At 70.3% G+C, this 21,482-nt stretch carries 22 protein-coding genes; 6 read left to right on the forward strand and 16 right to left on the reverse strand.

Annotation, left to right across the window (positions count from 1 at the left end):
* Nucleotides 1–3: 3 nt before the first annotated feature.
* The 8 genes from IFU40_RS09520 to IFU40_RS09555 all read right to left on the reverse strand — a co-directional run bounded on the left by IFU40_RS09520 (nucleotide 4) and on the right by IFU40_RS09555 (nucleotide 8,643).
* On the reverse strand, nucleotides 4–312 hold the full coding sequence (locus IFU40_RS09520) for a helix-turn-helix domain-containing protein (protein ID WP_055835145.1): 309 nt from the start codon (nucleotides 310–312) through the stop codon (nucleotides 4–6).
* Between the two features lie 202 nt (nucleotides 313–514).
* Nucleotides 515–1,042: a CinA family protein gene (locus IFU40_RS09525; protein WP_055835141.1), complete on the reverse strand. Its 528-nt coding sequence runs from the start codon at nucleotides 1,040–1,042 to the stop codon at nucleotides 515–517.
* Nucleotides 1,039–1,626 carry a CDP-diacylglycerol--glycerol-3-phosphate 3-phosphatidyltransferase gene (gene pgsA, locus IFU40_RS09530; protein ID WP_191926174.1) on the reverse strand — a complete coding sequence of 196 codons (588 nt, stop codon included), beginning with the start codon at nucleotides 1,624–1,626 and terminating at the stop codon, nucleotides 1,039–1,041. The genes IFU40_RS09525 and pgsA overlap by 4 nt, the downstream gene beginning before the upstream one ends.
* A complete protein-coding gene (locus tag IFU40_RS09535) occupies nucleotides 1,626–4,361 on the reverse strand; it encodes an FtsK/SpoIIIE family DNA translocase (protein WP_191926175.1) in 2,736 nt (911 codons plus the stop codon). The genes pgsA and IFU40_RS09535 overlap by 1 nt, the downstream gene beginning before the upstream one ends.
* 50 nt (nucleotides 4,362–4,411) lie before the next feature.
* Nucleotides 4,412–4,903, reverse strand: a complete 492-nt coding sequence (locus IFU40_RS09540; RefSeq protein WP_070408222.1) for a GNAT family N-acetyltransferase — start codon at nucleotides 4,901–4,903, stop codon at nucleotides 4,412–4,414.
* Between the two features lie 100 nt (nucleotides 4,904–5,003).
* The gene (locus IFU40_RS09545) at nucleotides 5,004–6,680 is read right to left on the reverse strand and encodes a ribonuclease J (RefSeq protein WP_055835128.1); all 1,677 of its coding nucleotides are present in this window, start codon (nucleotides 6,678–6,680) and stop codon (nucleotides 5,004–5,006) included.
* Nucleotides 6,681–6,756: 76 nt separating this feature from the next.
* The gene (gene dapA / locus IFU40_RS09550) at nucleotides 6,757–7,734 is read right to left on the reverse strand and encodes a 4-hydroxy-tetrahydrodipicolinate synthase (protein WP_055937074.1); all 978 of its coding nucleotides are present in this window, start codon (nucleotides 7,732–7,734) and stop codon (nucleotides 6,757–6,759) included.
* A 108-nt stretch (nucleotides 7,735–7,842) separates the two neighbouring features.
* The gene (locus IFU40_RS09555; RefSeq protein ID WP_206754872.1) at nucleotides 7,843–8,643 is read right to left on the reverse strand and encodes an endonuclease domain-containing protein; all 801 of its coding nucleotides are present in this window, start codon (nucleotides 8,641–8,643) and stop codon (nucleotides 7,843–7,845) included.
* Between the two features lie 275 nt (nucleotides 8,644–8,918).
* On the opposite strand from IFU40_RS09555, the gene IFU40_RS09560 reads away from it, so the two are divergent.
* On the forward strand, nucleotides 8,919–9,455 hold the full coding sequence (locus IFU40_RS09560) for an NUDIX domain-containing protein (protein WP_191926177.1): 537 nt from the start codon (nucleotides 8,919–8,921) through the stop codon (nucleotides 9,453–9,455).
* Nucleotides 9,456–9,506: 51 nt separating this feature from the next.
* On the opposite strand, the gene IFU40_RS09565 is transcribed toward IFU40_RS09560, so the two are convergent.
* From IFU40_RS09565 to IFU40_RS09575, 3 genes are read right to left on the reverse strand one after another with little or no spacing between them, the layout of a single operon-like run.
* A complete protein-coding gene (locus tag IFU40_RS09565; protein ID WP_191926178.1) occupies nucleotides 9,507–10,262 on the reverse strand; it encodes an SDR family NAD(P)-dependent oxidoreductase in 756 nt (251 codons plus the stop codon).
* Nucleotide 10,263: 1 nt separating this feature from the next.
* Nucleotides 10,264–10,764, reverse strand: a complete 501-nt coding sequence (locus IFU40_RS09570; RefSeq protein ID WP_191926179.1) for a dihydrofolate reductase — start codon at nucleotides 10,762–10,764, stop codon at nucleotides 10,264–10,266.
* A complete protein-coding gene (locus tag IFU40_RS09575; protein ID WP_249404162.1) occupies nucleotides 10,761–11,621 on the reverse strand; it encodes a thymidylate synthase in 861 nt (286 codons plus the stop codon). Before IFU40_RS09575 ends, IFU40_RS09570 begins: the two co-directional genes overlap by 4 nt.
* 93 nt (nucleotides 11,622–11,714) lie before the next feature.
* Here IFU40_RS09575 and IFU40_RS09580 point away from each other — a divergent pair, with 93 nt between their 5' ends.
* The 4 genes from IFU40_RS09580 (at nucleotide 11,715) to IFU40_RS09595 (ending at nucleotide 14,122) form a co-directional block, all read left to right on the forward strand.
* Nucleotides 11,715–12,152, forward strand: a complete 438-nt coding sequence (locus IFU40_RS09580) for a TlpA family protein disulfide reductase (RefSeq protein WP_055835104.1) — start codon at nucleotides 11,715–11,717, stop codon at nucleotides 12,150–12,152.
* Nucleotides 12,145–12,678 carry a DUF4395 domain-containing protein gene (locus IFU40_RS09585; RefSeq protein WP_070408226.1) on the forward strand — a complete coding sequence of 178 codons (534 nt, stop codon included), beginning with the start codon at nucleotides 12,145–12,147 and terminating at the stop codon, nucleotides 12,676–12,678. The genes IFU40_RS09580 and IFU40_RS09585 overlap by 8 nt, the downstream gene beginning before the upstream one ends.
* Nucleotides 12,679–12,783: 105 nt before the next feature.
* Nucleotides 12,784–13,209 (forward strand): OsmC family peroxiredoxin, encoded by a 426-nt coding sequence (locus IFU40_RS09590; protein WP_055835097.1) that lies wholly within the window; start codon nucleotides 12,784–12,786, stop codon nucleotides 13,207–13,209.
* Nucleotides 13,202–14,122 carry a TIGR01777 family oxidoreductase gene (locus IFU40_RS09595; RefSeq protein ID WP_191926180.1) on the forward strand — a complete coding sequence of 307 codons (921 nt, stop codon included), beginning with the start codon at nucleotides 13,202–13,204 and terminating at the stop codon, nucleotides 14,120–14,122. The genes IFU40_RS09590 and IFU40_RS09595 overlap by 8 nt, the downstream gene beginning before the upstream one ends.
* A 72-nt stretch (nucleotides 14,123–14,194) precedes the next feature.
* On the opposite strand, the gene IFU40_RS09600 is transcribed toward IFU40_RS09595, so the two are convergent.
* The 5 genes from IFU40_RS09600 to IFU40_RS09620 all read right to left on the reverse strand — a co-directional run bounded on the left by IFU40_RS09600 (nucleotide 14,195) and on the right by IFU40_RS09620 (nucleotide 19,751).
* Nucleotides 14,195–14,647, reverse strand: coding sequence for a hypothetical protein (locus tag IFU40_RS09600; protein WP_055835091.1), 453 nt, complete (start codon nucleotides 14,645–14,647; stop codon nucleotides 14,195–14,197).
* The gene (dapB, locus tag IFU40_RS09605; protein ID WP_070408229.1) at nucleotides 14,644–15,456 is read right to left on the reverse strand and encodes a 4-hydroxy-tetrahydrodipicolinate reductase; all 813 of its coding nucleotides are present in this window, start codon (nucleotides 15,454–15,456) and stop codon (nucleotides 14,644–14,646) included. The genes IFU40_RS09600 and dapB overlap by 4 nt, the downstream gene beginning before the upstream one ends.
* A gap of 65 nt (nucleotides 15,457–15,521) precedes the next feature.
* Complete coding sequence (locus IFU40_RS09610) at nucleotides 15,522–16,124, reverse strand: histidine phosphatase family protein (RefSeq protein ID WP_055835084.1); 603 nt, start codon at nucleotides 16,122–16,124, stop codon at nucleotides 15,522–15,524.
* A 78-nt stretch (nucleotides 16,125–16,202) separates the two neighbouring features.
* Complete coding sequence (locus tag IFU40_RS09615; protein WP_055835081.1) at nucleotides 16,203–17,228, reverse strand: aldo/keto reductase; 1,026 nt, start codon at nucleotides 17,226–17,228, stop codon at nucleotides 16,203–16,205.
* Nucleotides 17,229–17,453: 225 nt separating this feature from the next.
* Nucleotides 17,454–19,751, reverse strand: a complete 2,298-nt coding sequence (locus IFU40_RS09620; protein WP_191926181.1) for a polyribonucleotide nucleotidyltransferase — start codon at nucleotides 19,749–19,751, stop codon at nucleotides 17,454–17,456.
* Nucleotides 19,752–20,052: 301 nt separating this feature from the next.
* Between IFU40_RS09620 and IFU40_RS09625 the strand changes: the two genes are divergently transcribed.
* Nucleotides 20,053–21,378, forward strand: a complete 1,326-nt coding sequence (locus IFU40_RS09625) for an aggregation-promoting factor C-terminal-like domain-containing protein (RefSeq protein ID WP_191926182.1) — start codon at nucleotides 20,053–20,055, stop codon at nucleotides 21,376–21,378.
* The last annotated feature ends 104 nt before the right edge of the window (nucleotides 21,379–21,482 follow it).

Raw genomic sequence — 21,482 nt, forward strand, 5'->3', positions numbered from 1 at the left:
TGCTCAGCGCAGCGAGAGCTCGGGTTCGACCGATGCGACGAGCTCGTCGGGAACGACGTCGGGGAACGTCTGGAGCCCCTCGAGGACGGAAAGTCGGTCTCCGACTTCGCGCATGATGGTGGAGATGGGAACGTCGAGGGCCTCGGCCACCGAGGCGAGGATCTCGCTCGACGCCTCTTTCTGGCCACGCTCGACTTCGCTGAGGTACCCGAGGGCCACGCTCGCGCGGCTCGCGACCTGGCGGAGGGTGCGACCCTTCTGCTGGCGGAGGTCACGCAGGACTTCGCCGATCTCTTGACGAACCAGGATCATTTCGGGCCCTCCTCACTGCTGATTCCGTCGCTGTCCGGGTGGACAACTGTAAACACCGTCTGTGTCACCCTAATGCCGCGCGCTGTGCACCGGATGGGAATCGATAGACGAAACCGGGATGTGCGACCATTTGTTCCCGCGAATTCGGGCGGGTTCTCGCGACGGCTCGCAGACGGTCTCGGCGTCCGGTCGCGAGTCGCCGTCACAGCGCCGCCAGAGCCCGTCGGATCGCCTGGTGGGCCGTCTCGTGACGGATGCGATCACGATCTCCCGCGATCACGAGCGAGTCGACTCGCGTTCCCAGGGGCGTGGAGACGGCGATATGCACGGTACCCACCGGTTGTCCGTCTTGCTCGTCGGGACCGGCGACGCCGGTGGTCGCGATCCCCACCTGAGCCGCCGCGCCATCGATGCCGAGCACGTCACGGACACCGCGAGCCATCTGGCGCGCTACGCGGGGATGCACGGCCCCGTGCGCCTCGAGCAGAGCCGCATCGACGCCCAGCACGCTGTGCTTCAGATCGGTCGCGTACGCGACGACTCCGCCCCGCACGACGCGTGACGCCCCCGGCACATCGACCAGCGACGACACCACGAGCCCACCCGTGAGCGACTCGGCGACCGCGACGGTCCACCCCAGCTCCACCAGCCGCTCGATCAACGACGCCGCACTCTCACGAGGGTCTCGGACGAAGGTCTCGTCGAAGTCCTCGGGAACGCCGTCGATCATCGGGCGACTCGGCCCTTGCGCGCCGCTCTGATCTCGGTGACGACGTAATCGAGGCCCGAGGCGATGGTCAGCACGACCGCGATCGTCATGGTGATCACGCTCACCCACCAGACGGTGTCCTGCCACGCGCTCGCGTCGGACAGACCGGCGAACGGAACCAACGCGATCGAGAGCGCCACGGCCTGGGCCACGGTCTTCAGCTTGCCCATCCACGCGGCCGCCAGCACGTGGTCGCTGACGACGATGAAGCGGTAGATCGTGATGCCGACCTCTCGGATCAGCACGATGATCGTCACCCACCAGGGCAGTTCGCCGAGCAGAGACAGACCGACGAAGGCCACGCCCGTCAGGGCCTTGTCGGCGATCGGATCGAGGAGTTTGCCGAGATCGCTGACGATGTCGTACCGACGGGCGATGTACCCGTCGATGCCGTCGGTCGCGATCGCCACGATGAAGACGACCGCGGCCCCCCACCGGAGTCCTCCGCCCCGTCCGTCATCGGCCAGCAGCAACCACAGGAACACCGGCGCGCACAGGATGCGCGCGATGGTGATCGCGTTGGGGAGTTGGGGGTGCACTGCCATCAGTCGCGTCCTGTCAGCTGCCAGGCGTCTTCCGAGCCTTCGTCGTCGTCGCTCTCGACGACCGGGAGGCCATCGTACTGAGACGCGATGGCATCGGTACCGTAGCGGTCGTCATCGGCGAGGGCCGATGCCGCCGACGGAGCCGCTGCCGCCGCGGGTGCCGACGGGGCGTCGTCGCCGCGCAGACGAGCGATCACCGCGGGAAGCTGCTCGTTGGTGACGAGCACGTCGCGGGCCTTCGATCCCTCGGACGGTCCCACGATCTCTCGGGATTCGAGCAGGTCCATCAGGCGGCCGGCCTTCGCGAAGCCGACGCGGAGCTTGCGCTGCAACATCGAGGTCGACCCGAACTGCGTCGAGACCACGAGCTCCGCCGCAGCGAGCAGCAGCTCGAGGTCGTCGCCGATGTCGGCGTCGATCTCTTTCTTCTCGGCGGCCACCTGCACGTCGGACCGGTACTCGGGCCGCGCCTGCTGGGTGACGTGCGCGACGACCTTCTCGATCTCTTGCTCGCTGACCCACGCCCCCTGCACGCGGACGGCCTTCGAGGCCCCCATCGGCAGGAAGAGCCCGTCGCCCTGACCGATGAGACGGTCGGCGCCCGGCTGGTCGAGGATGACGCGGGAGTCGGTGACGCTCGTCACGGCGAACGCGAGACGCGAGGGCACGTTGGCCTTGATGAGACCGGTGACCACGTCGACCGACGGACGCTGTGTGGCGAGCACGAGGTGGATGCCGCTCGCGCGGGCGAGCTGCGTGATGCGCACGATGGAGTCCTCGACGTCGCGGGGCGCCACCATCATGAGGTCGGCGAGCTCGTCGACGACCACGAGCAGGTACGGGTACGGCTTGAGCACCCGCTCGCTGCCCGCGGGCAGCGTGATCTCGTTGTTGACGACGGCCTTGTTGAAGTCGTCGATGTGACGGAAGCCGAACGATGCGAGGTCGTCGTAACGCATGTCCATCTCTTTCACGACCCACTGCAGCGCTTCGGCGGCCTTCTTGGGGTTCGTGATGATGGGCGTGATGAGGTGCGGAACGCCGGCGTACGAGGTCAGCTCGACGCGCTTGGGGTCGATGAGCACCATGCGCACGTCGGAGGGCTTGGCCCGCATCAGCAGGCTCGTGATCATCGAGTTGACGAAGCTCGACTTTCCGGATCCGGTGGAACCGGCCACCAGGAGGTGGGGCATCTTCGCGAGGTTCGCCACGACGAATCCCCCACCGACGTCCTTGCCGACGCCGATCGTCATCGGGTGCGTGGACGACGTCGCCGCATCGGAGCGCAGGATGTCGCCGAGCGTGACGATCTCGCGGTCGGCGTTGGGGATCTCGACACCGATCGCGCTCTTGCCGGGGATGGGGGCGAGGATCCGCACTTCGTTGGAGGCGACGGCGTAGGCGATGTTGTTGGTGAGCGCGGTGATGCGCTCCACCTTCACACCGTGTCCGACCTCGATCTCGTACTGCGTGACCGTGGGGCCGCGCGAGAAGCCCGTCACCCGGGCGTCGACCTTGAACTGCTCGAGGACGCTCTCGATGGCCTTGACGACCGCGTCGTTGGCGGCCGAACGGGCCTTCGGCGGGGTTCCGGCGGCCAACGCGGTGACCGCCGGCAGACGGTAGTTCGCCGCGGGCGGGGCCCCCGCATTGTCGCCGCCGAGGCCCGAGATGCCGGGCAGATCGTGGTCGGGTGCGTCGTCGACGGGCGAGTCGTCGTGCAGCCCTCGACCAGCCACGGCTCCGGCCAGGGCGCGCGCGTCGAACACCTCGGTGAGGGCATCGGGCGCGGGGGTCGACGGGACGGGCGGACGAAGGGGGGCGGTGACGGGCTCAGGTGCCACGACGGCGGATTCGAAGCCGCCCTGCGTGGTGCCGGGGCTGAGCAGGGTGGTGAGGTCGTCCGACCCCAGGGCGCCGTCGGCGTCTTCTTCGCGACCGGACTTGTTGCGCCGCCACCAGGGCAGCGACTTCTCGGCCGGCTCGTCGTCGTGGTCGTCGACGGGGAGCGCCTTGGTGGTCGTGTCGCGCTCGACGCGCTCGGCGCCGAACATCCAGGCGTAGAGGTCGCCGAGGCGGCGGCCGATGCGGTTGGGCGGTGTCTTGGTGAGGATGAGGATGCTGAGCACGGCCAGCAGGGACAGCGCGATGAACGCCCCCACCTCGGTCAGCAGGGTGAGCGGTTCTCCGACGATCCAGCCGGCGATCCCCCCGGCGCGGCTGAGGACCGGCGGTCCGCCCTCGTTGGGGGCTGGTCGGCCACCCGCGACGTGACAGAAGCCCGACACGGTGACGACGAACAGGCCGAAGCCGATGCCGACCCGGCCGTTGTCGTGGACAGAGGAGGGATGCCGGAAGAGCCATCCCGCCAGAAGCAGCAACAGCACGGGGAGCACGAAGGCGACACGCCCGAAGAGGAGCCCGAAGCTGTACGCGCTGATCAGCGCCGCCGCCTCGGTCCCGATGAAGAACCATTCCACGACGGCACCGACGACGGCGAGCACGACGAGGAAGAACGGGAAGCCGTCTCGACGCTGATCCCGCTCGAGGTTCTCGGGGCCGAAGGTGCGGAACATCCCGCCCACCCCGTGGGCGAGCGCCATCCAGGCGCGGACGGCGGCCGAGGGCTTCTCGGGCTCGTCGACGTAGCGCTTCGGCGCCGGAGCCGAGGCTTTCGATCGCGGAGACCCCTTCGCGGGGGCGCGACCGCCGGTGGGGGACGAACTGCGAGCCATGCCTCCACGGTAGGCGGGACCCCCGACATTCGCCCGCACCGACGCGGGGTTCAGCCCAGGCGCTTCACCATCACGTCGCGTCCGATCCCGGGGCGCGTGACCGCGAAGCCCTCGGATCGGTACAGGCTGACGGCGTAGTTCCCGCGCTCGACGCTGAGGCTGATCCGGGCGTAGCCCTGCGCACGGGCCTGATCGACGAGGCGCTGCAGGAGCGCGCGCCCGACGCCGTGGGCACGCCAGACCGGCCGGACGCCGATGATCAGCTCGGGCACCCCGGTGCCCACCCATCCGAATCCGGGTTCGTCGCGCGGCAGCATCCGGTACCAGGCCGCGCCGACGGCTTCTCCCCCGGGCGACTCGGCGATGAAGCCGGCGTCTCCGGGACGCATCCATCCCGCGATGTACCGGCGGTACTCGGGGCTGCTCACGATCTCGTGACGAGCACGTGCCGCTCCCGCGCGCCACAGGGCGGCCTCGACCGTCATGTCGGCGAGGAAGGCGCCGTCGGAGGCGACGGCCGCGCGGATCGGGAGACCGGGCATGCCCGAATGATAGCGGCGGCGCGCCGCTCCCGCGCCGGGTGAATCGACGAAGCGCCGCCGGCGAACCCGAGGGTCGTCCGGCGGCGCTTCGGAATGCGGATCAGGCCTCGATGACCATCGGCACGATCATCGGCCGACGGCGCAGCGACTGGTTGACCCAGCGACCGATCGTGCGGCGCACGACCTGCTGCAACGCGTGGTTGTCCCGGACGCCCGACTTGGCGGCTTCGGCCAGGGCCGCGGCGATCTTGGGCTTGACGCTGTCGAAGACCTTGTCGTCTTCCGCGAAACCACGGGCGTGGATCTCGGGACCCGAGATGATCTTGCCGGTCGCCGAGTCGACGACGACGATCACCGAGATGAAGCCCTCCTCGCCCAGGATGCGACGGTCCTTGAGGTCGGCATCCGTGATCTCGCCCACCGACGAGCCGTCGACGTAGACGAAGCCGATGTCGATCTGACCGACCACGCGGGCGACGCCGTCGCGCAGGTCGACGACCGTGCCGTTCTCGCCGAGGATCGTGTTCTCTTCGGGGATCCCGGTCTCGCGCGCGAGCTTCGCGTTGGCCATGAGGTGGCGGTACTCGCCGTGCACGGGCAGGACGTTCTTGGGCTTGAGGATGTTGTAGCAGTACAGCAGCTCGCCCGCGGCGGCGTGACCCGACACGTGCACCTTGGCGTTGCCCTTGTGCACGACGGTCGCGCCGAGCTTGGTCAGCCCGTCGATCACGCGGTAGATCGCGTTCTCGTTCCCCGGGATCTGGCTGGATGCCAGGATGATCGTGTCGCCCTCGCCCGGCTCGATCGCGTGGTCGAGGTTGGCCATGCGGCTGAGCACGGCCATGGGCTCGCCCTGCGAACCGGTCGACATGTAGACGATCTTGTCGTCGGGCAGGTCGCGGGCCTTCTTGTAGTCGATCAGCACGCCGTCGGGGACGTTGAGGTACCCGAGGTCGGCGGCGATGCCCATGTTGCGCACCATGCTGCGACCCAGCAGCGCCACGCGCCGACCGTTCGCGTGCGCGGCGTCGAGCACCTGCTGCACGCGGTGCACGTGGCTCGAGAAGCTGGCGACGACCACGCGGCGCGGAGCGCGCGCGATGACCTGATCGAGCACCGGACCGATGGCCCGCTCGGTGGGCGTGAACCCGGGGACGTCGGCGTTGGTGGAATCGACGAGGAACAGGTCGACGCCCTCTTCGCCCAGGCGGGCGAACGCGCGCAGGTCGGTGATGCGGCCGTCGAGCGGAAGCTGATCCATCTTGAAGTCGCCGGTGGCGAGCACGAGGCCGGCGGGCGTGCGGATCGCCACGGCGAGCGCGTCGGGGATGGAGTGGTTCACCGCGATGAACTCGAGGTCGAAGGGCCCGACCTTCTCGTGCTGCCCCTCTTTCACCGTCAGGGTGTAGGGGCGGATGCGGTGCTCTTTGAGCTTCGCCTCGATCAGCGCCAGCGTGAGTCCCGACCCGATGAGGGGGATGTCGCCCTTGAGCTTGAGCAGGTAGGGAACCGCGCCGATGTGGTCTTCGTGTCCGTGCGTCAGGACGACGCCGACGATGTCGTCGAGACGGTGCCTGATCGGCTCGAAGTCGGGCAGGATCAGGTCGACGCCGGGCTGGTGCTCCTCGGGGAACAGCACGCCGCAGTCGACGACGAGCAGCTTGCCCTCGTACTCGAAGACGGTCATGTTGCGTCCGACCTCGCCGAGACCGCCGAGCGGGACCACGCGCAGCGTGCCGGGCGCGAGTGCGGGGGGATCGTAAACAGTCGTGGGCATAAGTGCCTCCTCGGATGCCACCGCGTGGCATCCCCTCGTGTGGCGTCCCAGGCCGCGGATCGGCGGACGCCCATGTCTATCTCGTGGTGCCGTGCACCTTCGGCAGGGCACCGCCGGCGGCCGCGTTGCGGTCGGGGCGGAAGTTTGAGAAGTCGGCACCCGCGACGTCGGCGACCAGGGCGAGCTCGTCTTCGATCACCGCGGCCTCCCACTCTTCGGGACCGACCAGGGGCAGGCGCACGCGCGGGCTGGCGATGCGCCCGAGGCCGTGCAGGATGTACTTCGCGGCGACCGTGCCGGGCACGTGCGTCATGACGGCGCGCACGAGCGGCTCGAGGCCCCGGTGTGCGGCGGTGGCCGTGGCGAGATCGCCGGCGTTCACGGCATCCACGATCGTGCGGTAAGGCGCGGCGGCGATGTTGGCCGTCACGCCGATGAGCCCGCTCGCACCGATCGACAGGTGCGGCAGCACGTTGGCGTCGTCACCCGAGAAGTACATGAGGTCGGTCTGATTGAGCACCCGGCTGACCTCGCTGAAGTCGCCCTTGGCGTCTTTGATCGCGAGGATGTTGGGGTGCTTCGCCAGGCGCAGGATCGTCTCGTACTTGATGGGCACACCGGTGCGGCCGGGGATGTCGTACAGGATCACCGGGAGGTCGGTCGCGTCGGCGACGAGACGGAAGTGCGTCAGGATGCCGGCCTGGGTGGGCTTGTTGTAGTACGGCGTGACGATCATGATGCCGTCGGCGCCGGCCTTCTCACTGGCCTTGTAGAGCTCGATCGCGTGCGCGGTCTCGTTGGACCCGCCGCCCGTGAGGATCTTGGCGCGGCCCGCCGAGACGTCTTTGCCGACCTCGACCAGACGCAGCTTCTCGGGGTCGGTCAGGGTGGAGGTCTCACCGGTGGTGCCGGTGACGACGATGCCGTCGGCGCCCGCGGTGATGACGTCGTCCATGTGCTTCTCGACGGCGGGCCAGTCGACTTCGCCGTCGGCGGTCATCGGGGTGATGAGCGCGACGAGCACCTGACCGAAGGGATTGCCGGAGTGCGTCATGCACCCAGGATATCGGTTCGCGGCCCGCTCTCCGCGGCGTCCATCTGCATGATCGGTGGGGCAGCAGTGAACATCGGGCGTCGAACTGCCCCTGCTGCATGATGCCGGTCATGCATACCGACCACCGCGCGCGTGTGCGCGGCGCGCCAGGACCGCCGCCTCCACCAGATGCCATTCGTGCAGCACCATCGCGTAGTCGAAGCGCAAGGTCTCGAAGCCCTGCGCCGCGGCAATCGCGTCCCGGCGCAGATCTTTGTGCCGCAGCGACACCCCGTCATGATTCTCGCGGCCATCGACCTCCAGGATGATCCGCCCGTCGAGCAGGAAATCGACCACGCCGACGCCGGGAATGCGTACCTGACTCTCCAGGCGGATGCCGAGACGACTCAACCGCAGCCGAAGGATCGACTCGAGGCCGCTGTCGGCATCGGAACGCGCGAGATCGACGAGCCATCGTCGTCCAGCGCGCAGTCCCGCCCTCACTTCGGCCCGTTGTGCACGATCGATCAGCCCCTTGCGCCATGCGGACTCGAAGGCGGCGAAGAAGACCTCGTCTCCGAGGCAGGTCGCCACTTGCACGAGAGCCTGAACGATCGACACGACACCGAACGAGGCAGTCCCGGCATCGTGGTGGTTGACGCACCGGCATCCGGGATGACCGTGGCGGCGACCCGAGGTGCCCAGCCACACGTGGACGCGCGCATCGTCCTCCCACAACCAGACCCCGTACCGGCGGAGGGCGGAGGCGCACGCGACGGATCCGCCGTGCATCGCCGCCGTCGCGACGAGCGGATCGGTCTCGGGCAGGGCGAGCACGCCGTCGCGCAGGCGTTCGAACACCTCGCCTCGCACGAAGCGGCGGACGTCGGCATGCGTGGCACCGCAGCGGATCAGGTCGGCACGCCGCATCACGCCCCCGGCTCGCGCCACGAGTTCGATGGCCGTGGATGTGCGCACTCGTGCAGCGTGCCCGAGCGCGACCCGCGCTCGCGCACCTCCGGGCGCGGCTGTGGATAACAGCCCGCCCGCCCGCCCCGTCTGCCCGGCGGGCGGGGGGGGCGCGGTGGGCGGTCGATATGCATGATCGCTGGTGCGCGTGCGCACAGGTGTGGCGAATGGAGCCGTCGCTCTCAGCCCGCTCCTGCACCTGAACCACGACACGAGCCGCGCCGTAGGGTGACCTCATGGCCTGGACCACCCGCGCATCGCGCACCGTCTACGAGAACCGCTGGATCCACGTGCGCGAAGACGAGGTGACGGGTCCCCACGGCGACGGCATCTACGGGGTCGTCCGCGTGCAGCACCCGGCGGTGTTCGTGATCGCCCTCGACGACGACGAGCGCGTGTGCGTCATCGAGCTCGAGCGCTACACGACCGGGCGTTCGCTCGAAGTGCCCGCGGGCGGCTCCGACGGCGAGGATCCGCTCGAGGCCGCGAAGCGGGAACTCCTCGAGGAGACCGGGGTCACGGCATCCGAGTGGCACTACCTCGGCCGCATGAACGCCCTCAACGGCATCGCCGACGCCCCGGAGCATGTGTACCTCGCGCGGGGTCTCGAGACGACGGATGCCAAGGCGTCCCAGCACGAGGAGGGGATCGACCAGGTGCGATGGATCCCGTTCGCGGAGCTGCTGGCCCTCGTGGCCGACGGCACCGTCTCGGACGGCGAGACGATCGCCGCCCTCGCGTTCGCCGGCATCCACCTGGGACGCTTCCGCTGAGCAGCGACCCGGCCGTCGCGGTGGCCCGAGCCGGCCGCGGCTCAGGGAGTTTCAGCGCCCTCGGGCGGCGGCGCGCACGACCAGCCCGTCGGGCAGCAGCCGCGACGCGGCGACCAGCGCCTTGTACCGCAGCGACGGCACCGACACCGCGCGTCCGCGCGCGGCATCGCGGAGTCCTTCGCGCACGACGTCTGTGGCCGTCAACCACATTCCCGGCGGCACCCCCTCTTCGCCGGGAGGCAAGCCCAGACGCTCGTGGAAGTTCGTGTGCACGAACCCCGGGCACACCGCGGTGACGCTGACGCCCCGCTTACGGTAGGCGACGTTGGCCCAGCGGCTGAAGGAGATCAGCCACCCCTTCGCCGCGCCGTAGGTGCCGCGCGGCACGAAACCCGCCACCGAGGCGACGTTGACGATGCGTCCACTCCCCCGCGCGAGCATCGCCGGCAGCGCGGCGTGCGTGAGACGCAGGGCGACCTCGACGTGCAGACGCAGGTGACGCACCTCGTCGTCGACGGCGTTCTCGTCGAACGCGAGGTCGAGTCCGAAACCGGCATTGTTGACGAGGATGTCGACGCCCGCGGCCACCCGCCTCTCGACGAGGGCCACGGCGTCGTCGTCGAGAAGGTCGGCGACGACGACCTCGACCCCGACGCCGTGCGCGGCACGCACGTCGGCGGCGACGGCCTCGAGTGCCTCGCGATTGCGGCCCACGAGCACGACGTCGGCGCCGCGCGCGGCGAGCTGACGGGCGAACTCCGCGCCCAGACCGGAGCTCGCGCCCGTGATGAGAGCGGTGCGCGTCATCTCAGGCGCCCCGGCGCTCGTAGGTCTCGAAGCGGTACCGGATGCCGCTGCGCGACACGTGCCATCCCTCGACAGGGGTGGCGGCGGCCAGCGACCATCCGTCGAGGCTCGGAGCGTGGGTGTCCCCGTCGACGGCGACGTCGAGACGGGTGAGCTCGATGCGGTCGGCGTGGCCGATCGCCTCGGCGTAGAGCTGCCCGCCCCCGATGACCCACGCACGCTCTCCCTCGGCGCGGTCGAGTGCTGCGTCGAGCGACCCCGCGCGATCGGCACCCTCGGCGGACCAGTCGTCGGAGCGCGTGACCACGATGTTGCGCCGGCCGGGCAGCGGCCGGAAGCGCGGCGGGAGCGATTCCCACGTACGCCGACCCATGATGACGTCGGACGACCCGGTGACCTCGCGGAAGTGCGCGAGGTCTTCGGGGACGTGCCAGGGCATTCCTCCGTCGGCGCCGATGACGCCGCCGTGGGCCTCGGCCCAGACGAGCCCGATCGAGGTCATACCGCGACGGCTCCCCTGATGGCGGGGTGGTGCTGGTAGCCCTCGACGATCACGTCGTCGTAGCGGTAGTCGAAGATCGAGTCGGGCGTGCGAGCGAATCGCAGCGTGGGCAGGGCGTACGGCTCCCGCGTGAGCTGCTCCTGCACCTGCGCGCGGTGGTTGTCGTAGACGTGGCAGTCGCCGCCCGTCCAGATGAACTCGCCGGGCTCCAGGCCGGTCTGCTGAGCGACCATCAGGGTCAACAGCGCGTAGGAGGCGATGTTGAAGGGCACCCCCAGGAACATGTCGGCGCTGCGCTGATAGAGCTGGCACGACAGCTTGCCGTCGGCGACCGAGAACTGGAACAGCGCGTGGCACGGCGCGAGAGCCATGTCGGGGATGTCGGCGGGATTCCACGCCGACACGATCAGGCGACGGGAGTCGGGGTCCCGCCGGATCTGCTCGACGACCTGTGCGATCTGATCGATCGTGCCGCCGTCGGCGGTGGGCCAGGAGCGCCACTGCACGCCGTACACGGGTCCGAGCTCGCCGTCGGCGTCGGCCCATTCGTCCCAGATCGAGACGCCGTTCTCTTTCAGCCAGCCGACGTTGGACTCACCGCGCAGGAACCACAACAGCTCGTACACGATCGACTTGAGGTGCACGCGCTTGGTCGTGATGAGAGGGAACCCGTCGGCGAGATCGAACCGGATCTGTCGGCCGAAGACGCTCGTGGTGCCGGTGCCGGTGCGATCGGACTTGTGCGTGCCGTTCTCGAACACGTCGCGCAGCAGGTCTTCGTACGGGGTGAGGATGTCGGCGGTCACGCGCTTCACGATACCCGCGCGGGGCCCGCGACGACCCTGCCCGTACGGCATCGCGGACATCCGCTATCTGGGGAGGAGGGGTACTCCCGTCACGCGACGACTCATCCGCCCCGGTGTCGGTGGCGGCGGCTACCGTTGACGATCGTGGACCTGACCCTCGCCCTCGTGATCGCCGCCGCGCTTCTCGCGGCGACCGCCGCGGTGGGCCTGCTCCTGCGGCGCGGTCAGGGGCGCGTCCGCGCCGTCGACTCCGCCGAGTCGATCGACCCGCGCACGCTCGGCACGGGCCCCCTGGGCGAGGACGCGACCCTTCTGCAGTTCAGCACCGAGTTGTGCTCGCGCTGCCCGGGCGTCCATCGCCTGTTGTCGGCGGTCGCCGACGAGCGCACCGGTGTCCGCCACCTCGACGTCGATCTCACCCATCGCCCCGACCTCGCCCAGCGGTTCCGCGTGCTCCAGACCCCCACGACCCTCGTGCTCGACCGCACCGGCACCATCCGCACCCGTATCGCCGGCGCACCGACCCGCGCCGTCGTCGAAACCGAACTCGATCGTCTGCACGAAGAGGCCCCGCATGTCTGAGAACGCCCGCATCGACGTCCGCGGCCCCCGGTTCGCCGCGTCGATCACCGCCGTCCTGTTGCTGATCGCCACGGTGCTCAGCCTGATCGGCGTCGCGACGGCGCACGAGACGTCGTCCCCCGGCACCTGGCTGCTGCCGCAGGTCTCGGTCGGCGCGCGGATCGTCGACCCCGGCTTCCTCCTGCTGCTCGTCATCGCCCTGCTGTTCGTCTGGGGGGTCGCCTCCCCGCGCACCGCCCCCTGGGGTGTGCTCTTCCGCCGGGTCGTCCGACCGCGCCTGTCGCCGCCGACCGAGTTCGAAGACCCGCGTCCCCCGCGGTTCGCCCAGGGCGTCGGCCTGTTCGTCACCGCGGTCGGTCTCGTCCTGCACCTCGCCGGGGTCCCCTGGGCCCTGCCGATCGCCGCCGCCATGGCCTTCGTCGCCGCCTTCCTCAACGCCGCGTTCGGGCTGTGCCTCGGTTGCCAGCTCTACCTCGTTCTGCAGCGCGTCGGCCTCATCGGGCGCCGGGGCACGGCATCCGCCTGACAGCCACCTTCGCGGAGGCTGTCAAGACCCGAGCGGTGTGACAGACCCTCGTTAGGCTGGCCGCGTCGCGGTCGCTCCGGACCGCGCGTGATGATGGAGGTCCCCATGGCCGTCACGAGCGAAGCAGCCACCGCCTGGAAGGGCAGCCTGTTCGAAGGTTCGGGTGAGGTGACGTTCACCTCGTCCGGCATCGGCACCTTCGGTGTGAACTGGAAGGCCCGCAGCGAGGGGTCGAACTCGGTCACGACCCCCGAAGAGCTTCTCGCCGGTGCGCACTCGGCGTGCTTCAGCATGGCGCTGTCGAACGCCCTCGCCGAGAACGGCACCCCTCCCGAGTCGGTCGACGCCACCGCGTCGATCACGTTCAAGCCCGGCACCGGCATCACCGGCAGCCACCTGAACGTCAACGCCGTCGTGCCCGGTCTCGACGCCGCGACGTTCGAGAAGATCGCCGCCGATGCGAAGGCCAACTGCCCCGTGTCGCAGGCGCTCGCGGGCATCGACATCACCCTCGAGGCCACGCTTGCCTGAGTCTTCGGCCCGACGCGTCGTCATCGCCGGCGCGTCGGGCCTCATCGGCTCCGCTCTGGCCGATTCGCTGCGCTCCGACGGCGTCGAGGTCACCGCTCTCGTCCGACACGAGCCACGCGACGCGAACGAGGTGCAGTGGCTCCAGAACGCCGCCCCGCTCGATCCCGACGTGCTGGCCGGAGCCGACGCGGTCGTGTGCCTGAACGGCGCATCGATCGGGCACTTCCCCTGGACGCCGTCGTACAAGAGCCAGCTGCTGTGGTCGCGCGTCACGCCGACGCGCACCCTCGCCGCGGCCGTACGCGCGTTGGGCGACGACGCTCCGGCCCTGATCAACGCGAGTGCCACCGGGTTCTACGGCTCGCAGCCCGGCGTCGTACTGACCGAGACCTCTCGGTCGGGTCGGGGTCTGCTCGTCGACATCTGCGTCGAATGGGAGGCCGCGGCGCGCGGAGCGGGCGACAAGGCGCGCGTCGCGTTCCTGCGCACGGCTCCCGTCGTGCACGAGCAGGGGGTACTCAAGCCCCTGCTGCTGCTCACCAAGCTCGGCATCTCGGGTCCCATCGGCCGCGGCACTCAGGTGTGGCCGTGGATCACGCTCGAAGACGAGGTGCGCGCCATTCGGCACGTCATCGACTCCGACCTCGACGGCCCGGTCAACCTCACCGGTCCCACGCGGGCGACCGCCAACGATCTGGGGTTCGCCCTCGCCCGACGCATGAACCGGCCCTACGCCCTGCGCGCCCCGATCTGGGGCGTCAAGCTCGCTCTCGGCGCCGACGCCACCGAGGCGCTGCTGACCTCTGACGCCGACGTGCGTCCGACCGCCCTCGAGAACGACGGCTTCACCTTCACGCACCGCACGGTCGACGAGGCCGTCGCCTCGGCCGTCCCCGCCCACGACGCCGCCTGAGACGCCCGCGCCGGGCAGTGCTTCTCGCCCGGCGCGGTGCGGTCGCGGCGCCGTCGGCGCCCCGGCTGCGACTCAGCGCGCGCGGCGCTCCACGCCCTCGAGTCGGATCGCCGTGCGCACCGACTCGCGTGCACGGCGTCGATCACCTGCCGCGTCGTAGGCGAGGGCCAGGCGGTATCGGGCCCGCCAGTCTTCGGGGTGCGCCTCGACGTCGGCGCGGTACTGCGGAAAGAGGGCGTCGCCGTCTTCGCGCTCGATGCGCCCGCTGGGACGCACCGGCAGGTCTTCGTCGGGCAGCCCGCCCTCGGCATCGAGACGCTCCCCCAGGCGCTGCGCGCCCACGCCGAACCACAGCTCCCGGCCGATGGCCCAGAGCGCCAGCAGCGGAAGCACGAGGAGCGCGACGCCCATCGCGATCCCGACCCCGTCGCCGCTCGTGAGCAGCACGATCGCCCGCTGTCCGGCCAGGACCACGTACAGCAGGAGCAGCACCGTCATCACGGCGACGGCGATGCGCGTTTTCATGCGCTGGTGGCGCCCGCCACCTGGCCCGAGACGTCGCCGTCGGCGATCGGGGCCCCCGGCTCGATCGGGCGGGTGCGCACGCCGATGTCGATGAAGCTGTCGAGCCCGACGATGACGCCCCGCGCCTCGCGCGCCGCCGCGAGGGCGATGCGGATGCCGGGGGCATAGGCGGTGGCGGGCTCCACCGTGTCGTGCACGATCGTGAGCGACTCACCGGCCCCCGACAGCACGGTCTCTTGGCGAGCGACCACGCCCGGTCGCCGCAGCGAGTGGATCGGCACGGAGGCCACCCGCTGACCCCGTGCGCGCTGGTCGACGTGCGGCGAGTCGACGGGACCGACCTCGGCGCGCGCCGCGGCGATGAGCTCGGCGGTGCGTACGGCGGTTCCACTCGGCGAGTCGATCTTGGTCTCGCGGTGGGCCTCGACGATCTCGATCGACGGGAAGAACGGGGCGGCCGCGGCCGCCAGGGCGCTGCCGATGACGGATCCGAGCGAGAAGTTGGGGATGAACACGGCACCCGTGCCACTGGCTTCGACGAGCGAGCGGACGAGGGCGATGCGCTCGTTCGACCAGCCCGACGTTCCGACGAGTACGTTGATGCCGCGCTCGATCGCGGCGCGCACGACATCGATCGAGACGGCGGGGGTCGAGGCATCGACGACCAGGTCGGCGCCGTCGAGTTCGCTGAGGTCGGAGGTGGACGTCAGGATCGCCGAGACCTCGTACCCGTTCTCGGCCTCGACGACCTCGCGGATCACCCCGCCCAGTTTGCCGGTACCGCCCACGATGGCCACACGCGTCGTCATGCGTCCAGCCTAGGCGGCGCGCACACGTTCGACGCGCTGTCCACAGATGTACGGTGCGCGGTCCGTCAGACCGGGAGCGGGTCCATCAGCCCCGTGCGCAGCTCGACCGGCAGGTGCGCCAGGTCGTTGTGCGAGAGCAGCGTCCAGGGCCGGCCCTTCTTCTGCGCGATGACGGTCAAGCCGCAGTAGGCCTGATTGATCGTCATCCAACGCCAGTCCGGGGCCTGCAGCACCTCGCGGACGAACCACGAGATGACGAAGTTGTGGGTGATGACGAGCTCGTGCACCTCCCCCGCCTTGCGGGCGAGGAACTCGGCGGTGGCGTCGGCCATCTGCGCGCGGCCGGCCTCGATCTCGGCCTCGGAGACCGACCCGAAGAACGACTCGTATGCCGCGGGCGTTTCGGGCGTCATCCCCGTGGGCACGCAGTCGAACAGCAGGGCCGACGACTCCGGAGCCACCGACGGCAGACGCTCGGCGACGGCTCGCGCCGTCTGCGCCGCACGCTCGAGCGGAGAGTGCCACACCGCGTCGAGCGGAAGCCCCGACAGCCGGTCGGCGAGCAGGGCCGCCTGACGCTGACCACGCGGAGACAGGGGGCCGTCGGTGAGCCCGTGCTCGGCATCCTGGTGCTCGCCGTGGCGCACCAGATAGATGTAGTGCGTCACGTCAGCTCACCTCGTCGTCGATCTGCCGTCCCCCGGCCCCGTGTTCCAGCCTACGTCACGCTCTCGCGCGCGGACCGGTCACTCGGCGGCGCGTGCGATATCCGCCAGTTGGGCCCGGCTGAGGCGCACGCCCACGGCGCGCATGCATTCGACGACGTGACGAGGCGCGAAGGCGTTGACGATGGGGGCGGTGACGATCTTCTGCGCGAGCAGCCAGGCGACGGCCACCGCGGCATCCGGGATGCCGAGCTCGGTGCCGACGGTGTCGAGGGCGCGCAGCACACGAGTCCCCCGGCGGTTCAAGTTGGCGGCCAGTTGGAACCCCCGCACCGACTGCGACGACTGGTCGCGCGTGCGGGTCTCGCCGGAGAGGAAACCGTGCGCCAGGGCGTGCGACGGCGTCACGGCCATCCCCTGCGCCGACGCGATCAGTCGCAGGTCGCCGTCGAACTCGTTCCGGCGCAGCACGTTGTAGGGAACGTCGAGCACCGAGATGCGCGGGTAGCCCGCCGACGACAGGATGCGGGCCTCGACGAGCTGCGCGGCGGTGTACCCGTGCGCACCGATCGCCCGGACCTTGCCCGAGTCGACGAGCCACTCGCTGGTGGCGAGCGTGTCTTCGAGCAGGGCCGTGTCGCCGCGGGCGGCGTCGAGCGACAGCACGTCGATACGGTCGGTGCCCAGGCGCGTGAGCGACGCCTCGACGGCACGCACGAGGTTGACGGAGTCGAGCCCGGGGTTGTCGGGGTGTCCTCCGATGCGCACGGTGACCACGGCCTCGTCGCGCATGCGCCGGGTGCGCAGCCACTCGCCGATGATGAACTCGCTGCGGCCGGCCGCGTAGCTGTCGGCGGTGTGCAGCGCATTCCCACCGAGCTCGGCGTAGGCGTCGAGGATGTCGTGGCTGGCGCCGGCGTCGACGTTCCAGCCGAACTCCCCCCCACCGAGGAAGAGCGGGAAGACCTCGAAGCCGGTCTCACCGAGCGGAACCCGCACGTGGGAGCCCAGACCGGGCCCCTGCAGGGTGATCGGAGAAGAGGGGTGCGACGCGCGATCACGACGCAGGCGTGGCGAGGCCGTCTCGTCGACGCCCGGGCCGCTCATGGTGAATCCCCTCGATGCCGGGCGACGGTACGGCGAACCCGTAACTGCACGCCCCCCGACGTACTTCGAGGCTAAAGCTTCGCCCGCGGTGGGCCGCCGATTCGCCCGCCCCGGCGATAAACATTGCGTAACGCTTGTGCACCGATCACCCCATGCGTCACACCCGTCACACGACGGATGCCCGCCCCGCGAGAAGCGGGACGGGCATCCGATCAGACGAGAGGATCAGCCTTCGGCGGGAGCCTCGGGACCCTCGCTCGCGGCGGCCGAGCTCTGCGTGTCGGCCGGCTCGGTCGCGTCAGCGGCCTCGTCGACGACCGGCTCGAGCGACAGCTTGCCGCGGTCGTCGATCTTCGTGATGCGCACGAGGATCTTGCGACCGACCGACAGCACGTCTTCGACGTTCTCGACGCGCTTGCCACCGGCGAGCTTGCGGACCTCGCTGACGTGCAGCAGTCCGTCCTTGCCGGGCAGGAGCGAGACGAACGCACCGAAGGTCGCGATCTTGACGACCGTGCCCAGGAACTGCTCGCCGACCTCGGGGTTGGTCGGGTTGGCGATCGCGTTCACCTGCGCACGGGCAGCCTCGGCCGAGGGGCCGTCGGTCGCGCCGATGTACACGGTGCCGTCGTCTTCGATCGAGATCTGGGCGCCGGTCTCGTCCTGGATGGAGTTGATCGTCTTGCCCTTGGGTCCGATGAGCTCACCGATCTTGTCGACCGGGATCTGAACGCTGATGACGCGGGGCGCGGTGGGCGCCATCTCGTCGGGGGCGTCGATGGCCGAGTTCAGGACGTTGAGGATCGTCAGACGAGCCTCCTTCGCCTGGGTGAGGGCAGCGGCGAGCACCGACGACGGGATGCCGTCGAGCTTGGTGTCGAGCTGGATCGCCGTGATGAACTCCGACGTACCCGCGACCTTGAAGTCCATGTCGCCGAGGGCGTCTTCGGCGCCGAGGATGTCGGTCAGGGCGGCGTAGCGCGTCTGTCCGTCGACCTGGTCGGTGACCAGGCCCATGGCGATACCGGCGACGGGAGCGCGCAGCGGCACACCCGCGTTCAGCAGCGACAGGGTGGAGGCGCAGACGGAGCCCATCGAGGTGGAGCCGTTGGACCCGAGGGCCTCGGACACCTGACGGATCGCGTACGGGAACTCCTCGCGGCTGGGCAGCACGGGCACGAGCGCGCGCTCGGCCAGGAAGCCGTGCCCGATCTCGCGACGCTTGGGGCTGCCCACGCGACCGGTCTCACCGGTCGAGTACGGCGGGAAGTTGTAGTGGTGCAGGTAGCGCTTGCTCGTGATGGGCGACAGCGAGTCGATCTGCTGCTCCATCTTGAGCATGTTCAGCGTGGTGACGCCCAGGATCTGGGTCTCGCCGCGCTGGAAGATCGCCGAGCCGTGAACGCGCGGGATGACCTGCACCTCGGCGTCGAGCGGACGGATGTCGGCCAGACCGCGGCCGTCCATGCGGACGCCCTCGGCGAGGATGCGACCGCGGACGATCGTCTTGGTGACCGACTTGTACGCGGCGCTGAACTCGAGCGTCGCGACGGCGGGCAGCTCACCCGACTCGACGGCGGCGACGAGCTCGGCCTTGACCGAGGTCTTGATCTCGTCGTCGGCGTTCTGACGATCCTGCTTGTCGGCGATCTGGTACACCGGCACGAGGCGGTCGTAGGCGCGACCGGCGACGAAGTCGTACGTCTGCTGGCTGTAGGCCGGGAAGACGGGGAACGACTGGATCTCCTTGGCCGCCGTGCGGGCGACCTCGTTCTGCGCGTCGACCAGCTGGCGCAGGAACGGCTTGGCCGCTTCGAGGCCTTCGGCCACGACCTGCTCGTTGGGCTTGGTGGCGCCGCCCTTGATCATGTTCCAGCTGCCCTCGGTGGCCTCGGCCTCCACCATCATGATGGCGACGTCGCCGTCGTCGAGCACGCGGCCCGCGACGATGAGGTCGAAGACGGCCTCTTCGAGCTGCGTGACGGTCGGGAACGCGACCCACTGGTCGGCGTTCTCACCGTGGCCGGGAATGAGCGCGAGGCGCACACCGGCGATGGGACCCGAGAAGGGCAGACCCGAGATCTGGGTCGACAGCGACGCGGCGTTGATCGCGAGGGCGTCGTAGAACTCGCCGGGTGCGATCGACAGCACGGTGACGACGATCTGAACCTCGTTGCGCAGGCCCTCGACGAACGAGGGGCGCAGCGGGCGGTCGATGAGGCGGCAGACGAGAATGGCCTCGGTCGAGGGGCGACCCTCGCGGCGGAAGAACGAGCCGGGGATCTTGCCGGCGGCGTACGAACGCTCTTCGACGTCGACGGTCAGCGGGAAGAAGTCGAAGCCTTCACGCGGGTGCTTGCCGGCGCTGGTGGCCGACAGGAGCATGGTCTCTTCGTCGAGGTAGGCGGCAACGGCGCCCTGGGCCTGCTGAGCGAGGCGTCCGGTCTCGAAGCGGATGGTGCGGGTGCCGAAACGGCCGTTGTCGAGAACGGCTTCAGCGGCGGTGATTTCTGGACCTTCCAAGAGGTCCCTCCTTCTTTGTTTAGGCTCGCCGCCCCGTGTGGGCGACGAGCTGCATGCGAAGGAGCAGGAACAGGCAGAAAGGGCGCGCCGACGTGTCGGCCCGGAAATCCCGGCGACTGGCCACCAGTAGACGACCACCCGGCAAACGACGGGGAGTCCACCACAGGGGACCAGCGTCTGCCGGCCTGCTCCGTGAGCTCATGTGTAATTGAGCGGATGCCAAGACGGCATCGTGCTCACCCTACCAGCGCCGCGCGGAACGGGGTGGTCACCGCACGGCTTCGTGCTTTAGCGTGACCTCATGGGCATCATCCGTCGCAGCAGTCACACGCTCCTCGTGTGCGTGCTCCTCGGCGCGGCGATGGCCCCCCTGTCGGCCGCCGCCGCCTCACCCGCCTCCGCGACGAGGGCCGTGACCGCCGCCGTCGATGAGGCGGCCGTCGCCCAGGTGAAGCAGGCGCTGGATGCCGCGGAGCAGTCCGCCGCGTCGGCGTCGCGTCGCGCGCTCGACACCTCGGCGACCGCCGAGCGCACCCGACTGCTCGCGGAGTCCACCGCCGCCCGCGCGGAGACGCTGACGGCGCAGAGCACCGCCGCCGACGCGCACCTCTCGTCCACCCGCACCCGGGCGGGCGCCAGCGCCTCACGCCTCTACCGCACCACCGGGAGCGGCCCCCTCGTGGCGCAGCTGCTGACGGGCGCCGATCCCGACTCCCTGCTGTCGCGTCTGGGCATCCTGGATCGGATGGCGACCGTGGCGGCGCGCACGGCCGGCCAGGCCCGCAGCGCGGCCGACGTCGCCACGTCTCTGCGCACCCAGGCAGAGCAGGCCCGCGCCGAGGCCGCACGCCTGGCAGCCGAAGCGCAGACGACGGCGGCCACCGCCGCCGCCGAGGCCGCGACCGAGACGGCGACCGTCGCCGCCGCCCAGGCCCAGCTGAACGACCTGTACGCGCAGCTGGCCGAGTTGCGGCGCACGACCGCCGAGCAGGAGCGCGCAGCGCGCGAGCGCGAGAAGGCCGAACGCGACGCCGCCGAGCCCGGCGGATCGACCGGCGGCGGTCCGGGCTCCGGGGGCGAGGGCGGTGGGTCCGGCGGCGGCTCGGGCTCGGGCGGCGGCGACTCGGGCGGCGGGTCCACTCCCGGCGGCGGGTCCGGCGACGGCGGCGGCTCCGGGAGCGGGTCGAATCCCGACGGGAACGGCAACGGCTCCGGAAGCGGCGGCGGGAACTCCGGCGGAGGCGGGAACTCCGGCGGAGGCAGCGGCGGAAACGGCGGCGGCTCGGACGGCGGCACGACGGCCCCCGCCGGCCCGGTGATGAGCCCGAGCGAGGCGCGCACCCATGCGCGCGGAGCGATCAGCGGCTACGGCTGGGGTGACGACCAATTCTCGTGCCTCGTGTCGTTGTGGAACCGCGAGTCGGGCTGGCGGGCCGACGCGCTGAACCCCTGGAGCGGTGCCTACGGCATCCCCCAGGCCCTTCCCGGCGAGAAGATGGCCTCGGCGGGTCTCGACTGGCGCTCGAACGCGGCGACGCAGATCTCGTGGGGCCTGCGCTACATCGCCGACCGCTACGGCAGCCCCTGCGGCGCATGGGCGCACTCGGAACGCACCGGCTGGTACTGACGCGGCCCCGCCGCCCGCTAGCTCACGAGACCACCCGTCCTTCGCGAACGCACGGGTCGTGGCGTGTGCTCTCGACGACGCCACGACGACGTCCGCGACAAGGC

This window comes from Microbacterium sp. CFBP 13617 (assembly GCF_014839445.1).
Lineage (GTDB): Bacteria > Actinomycetota > Actinomycetes > Actinomycetales > Microbacteriaceae > Microbacterium.

Coding starts and splice junctions, on each gene's coding strand:
- dapA (WP_055937074.1), bottom strand. CDS start 7,734: ATGACGCACTCCGGCAATCCCTTCGGTCAGGTGCTCGTCGCGCTCATC.
- IFU40_RS09545 (WP_055835128.1), bottom strand. CDS start 6,680: ATGCCCACGACTGTTTACGATCCCCCCGCACTCGCGCCCGGCACGCTG.
- dapB (WP_070408229.1), bottom strand. CDS start 15,456: ATGACGACGCGTGTGGCCATCGTGGGCGGTACCGGCAAACTGGGCGGG.
- IFU40_RS09585 (WP_070408226.1), top strand. CDS start 12,145: ATGTCTGAGAACGCCCGCATCGACGTCCGCGGCCCCCGGTTCGCCGCG.
- IFU40_RS09565 (WP_191926178.1), bottom strand. CDS start 10,262: ATGACGCGCACCGCTCTCATCACGGGCGCGAGCTCCGGTCTGGGCGCG.
- IFU40_RS09590 (WP_055835097.1), top strand. CDS start 12,784: ATGGCCGTCACGAGCGAAGCAGCCACCGCCTGGAAGGGCAGCCTGTTC.
- IFU40_RS09520 (WP_055835145.1), bottom strand. CDS start 312: ATGATCCTGGTTCGTCAAGAGATCGGCGAAGTCCTGCGTGACCTCCGC.
- IFU40_RS09575 (WP_249404162.1), bottom strand. CDS start 11,621: ATGCCGTACGGGCAGGGTCGTCGCGGGCCCCGCGCGGGTATCGTGAAG.
- IFU40_RS09560 (WP_191926177.1), top strand. CDS start 8,919: ATGGCCTGGACCACCCGCGCATCGCGCACCGTCTACGAGAACCGCTGG.
- IFU40_RS09535 (WP_191926175.1), bottom strand. CDS start 4,361: ATGGCTCGCAGTTCGTCCCCCACCGGCGGTCGCGCCCCCGCGAAGGGG.
- pgsA (WP_191926174.1), bottom strand. CDS start 1,626: ATGGCAGTGCACCCCCAACTCCCCAACGCGATCACCATCGCGCGCATC.
- IFU40_RS09540 (WP_070408222.1), bottom strand. CDS start 4,903: ATGCCCGGTCTCCCGATCCGCGCGGCCGTCGCCTCCGACGGCGCCTTC.
- IFU40_RS09625 (WP_191926182.1), top strand. CDS start 20,053: ATGGGCATCATCCGTCGCAGCAGTCACACGCTCCTCGTGTGCGTGCTC.
- IFU40_RS09600 (WP_055835091.1), bottom strand. CDS start 14,647: ATGAAAACGCGCATCGCCGTCGCCGTGATGACGGTGCTGCTCCTGCTG.
- IFU40_RS09555 (WP_206754872.1), bottom strand. CDS start 8,643: ATGCGGCGTGCCGACCTGATCCGCTGCGGTGCCACGCATGCCGACGTC.
- IFU40_RS09615 (WP_055835081.1), bottom strand. CDS start 17,228: ATGAGCGGCCCGGGCGTCGACGAGACGGCCTCGCCACGCCTGCGTCGT.
- IFU40_RS09525 (WP_055835141.1), bottom strand. CDS start 1,042: ATGATCGACGGCGTTCCCGAGGACTTCGACGAGACCTTCGTCCGAGAC.
- IFU40_RS09570 (WP_191926179.1), bottom strand. CDS start 10,764: ATGACCTCGATCGGGCTCGTCTGGGCCGAGGCCCACGGCGGCGTCATC.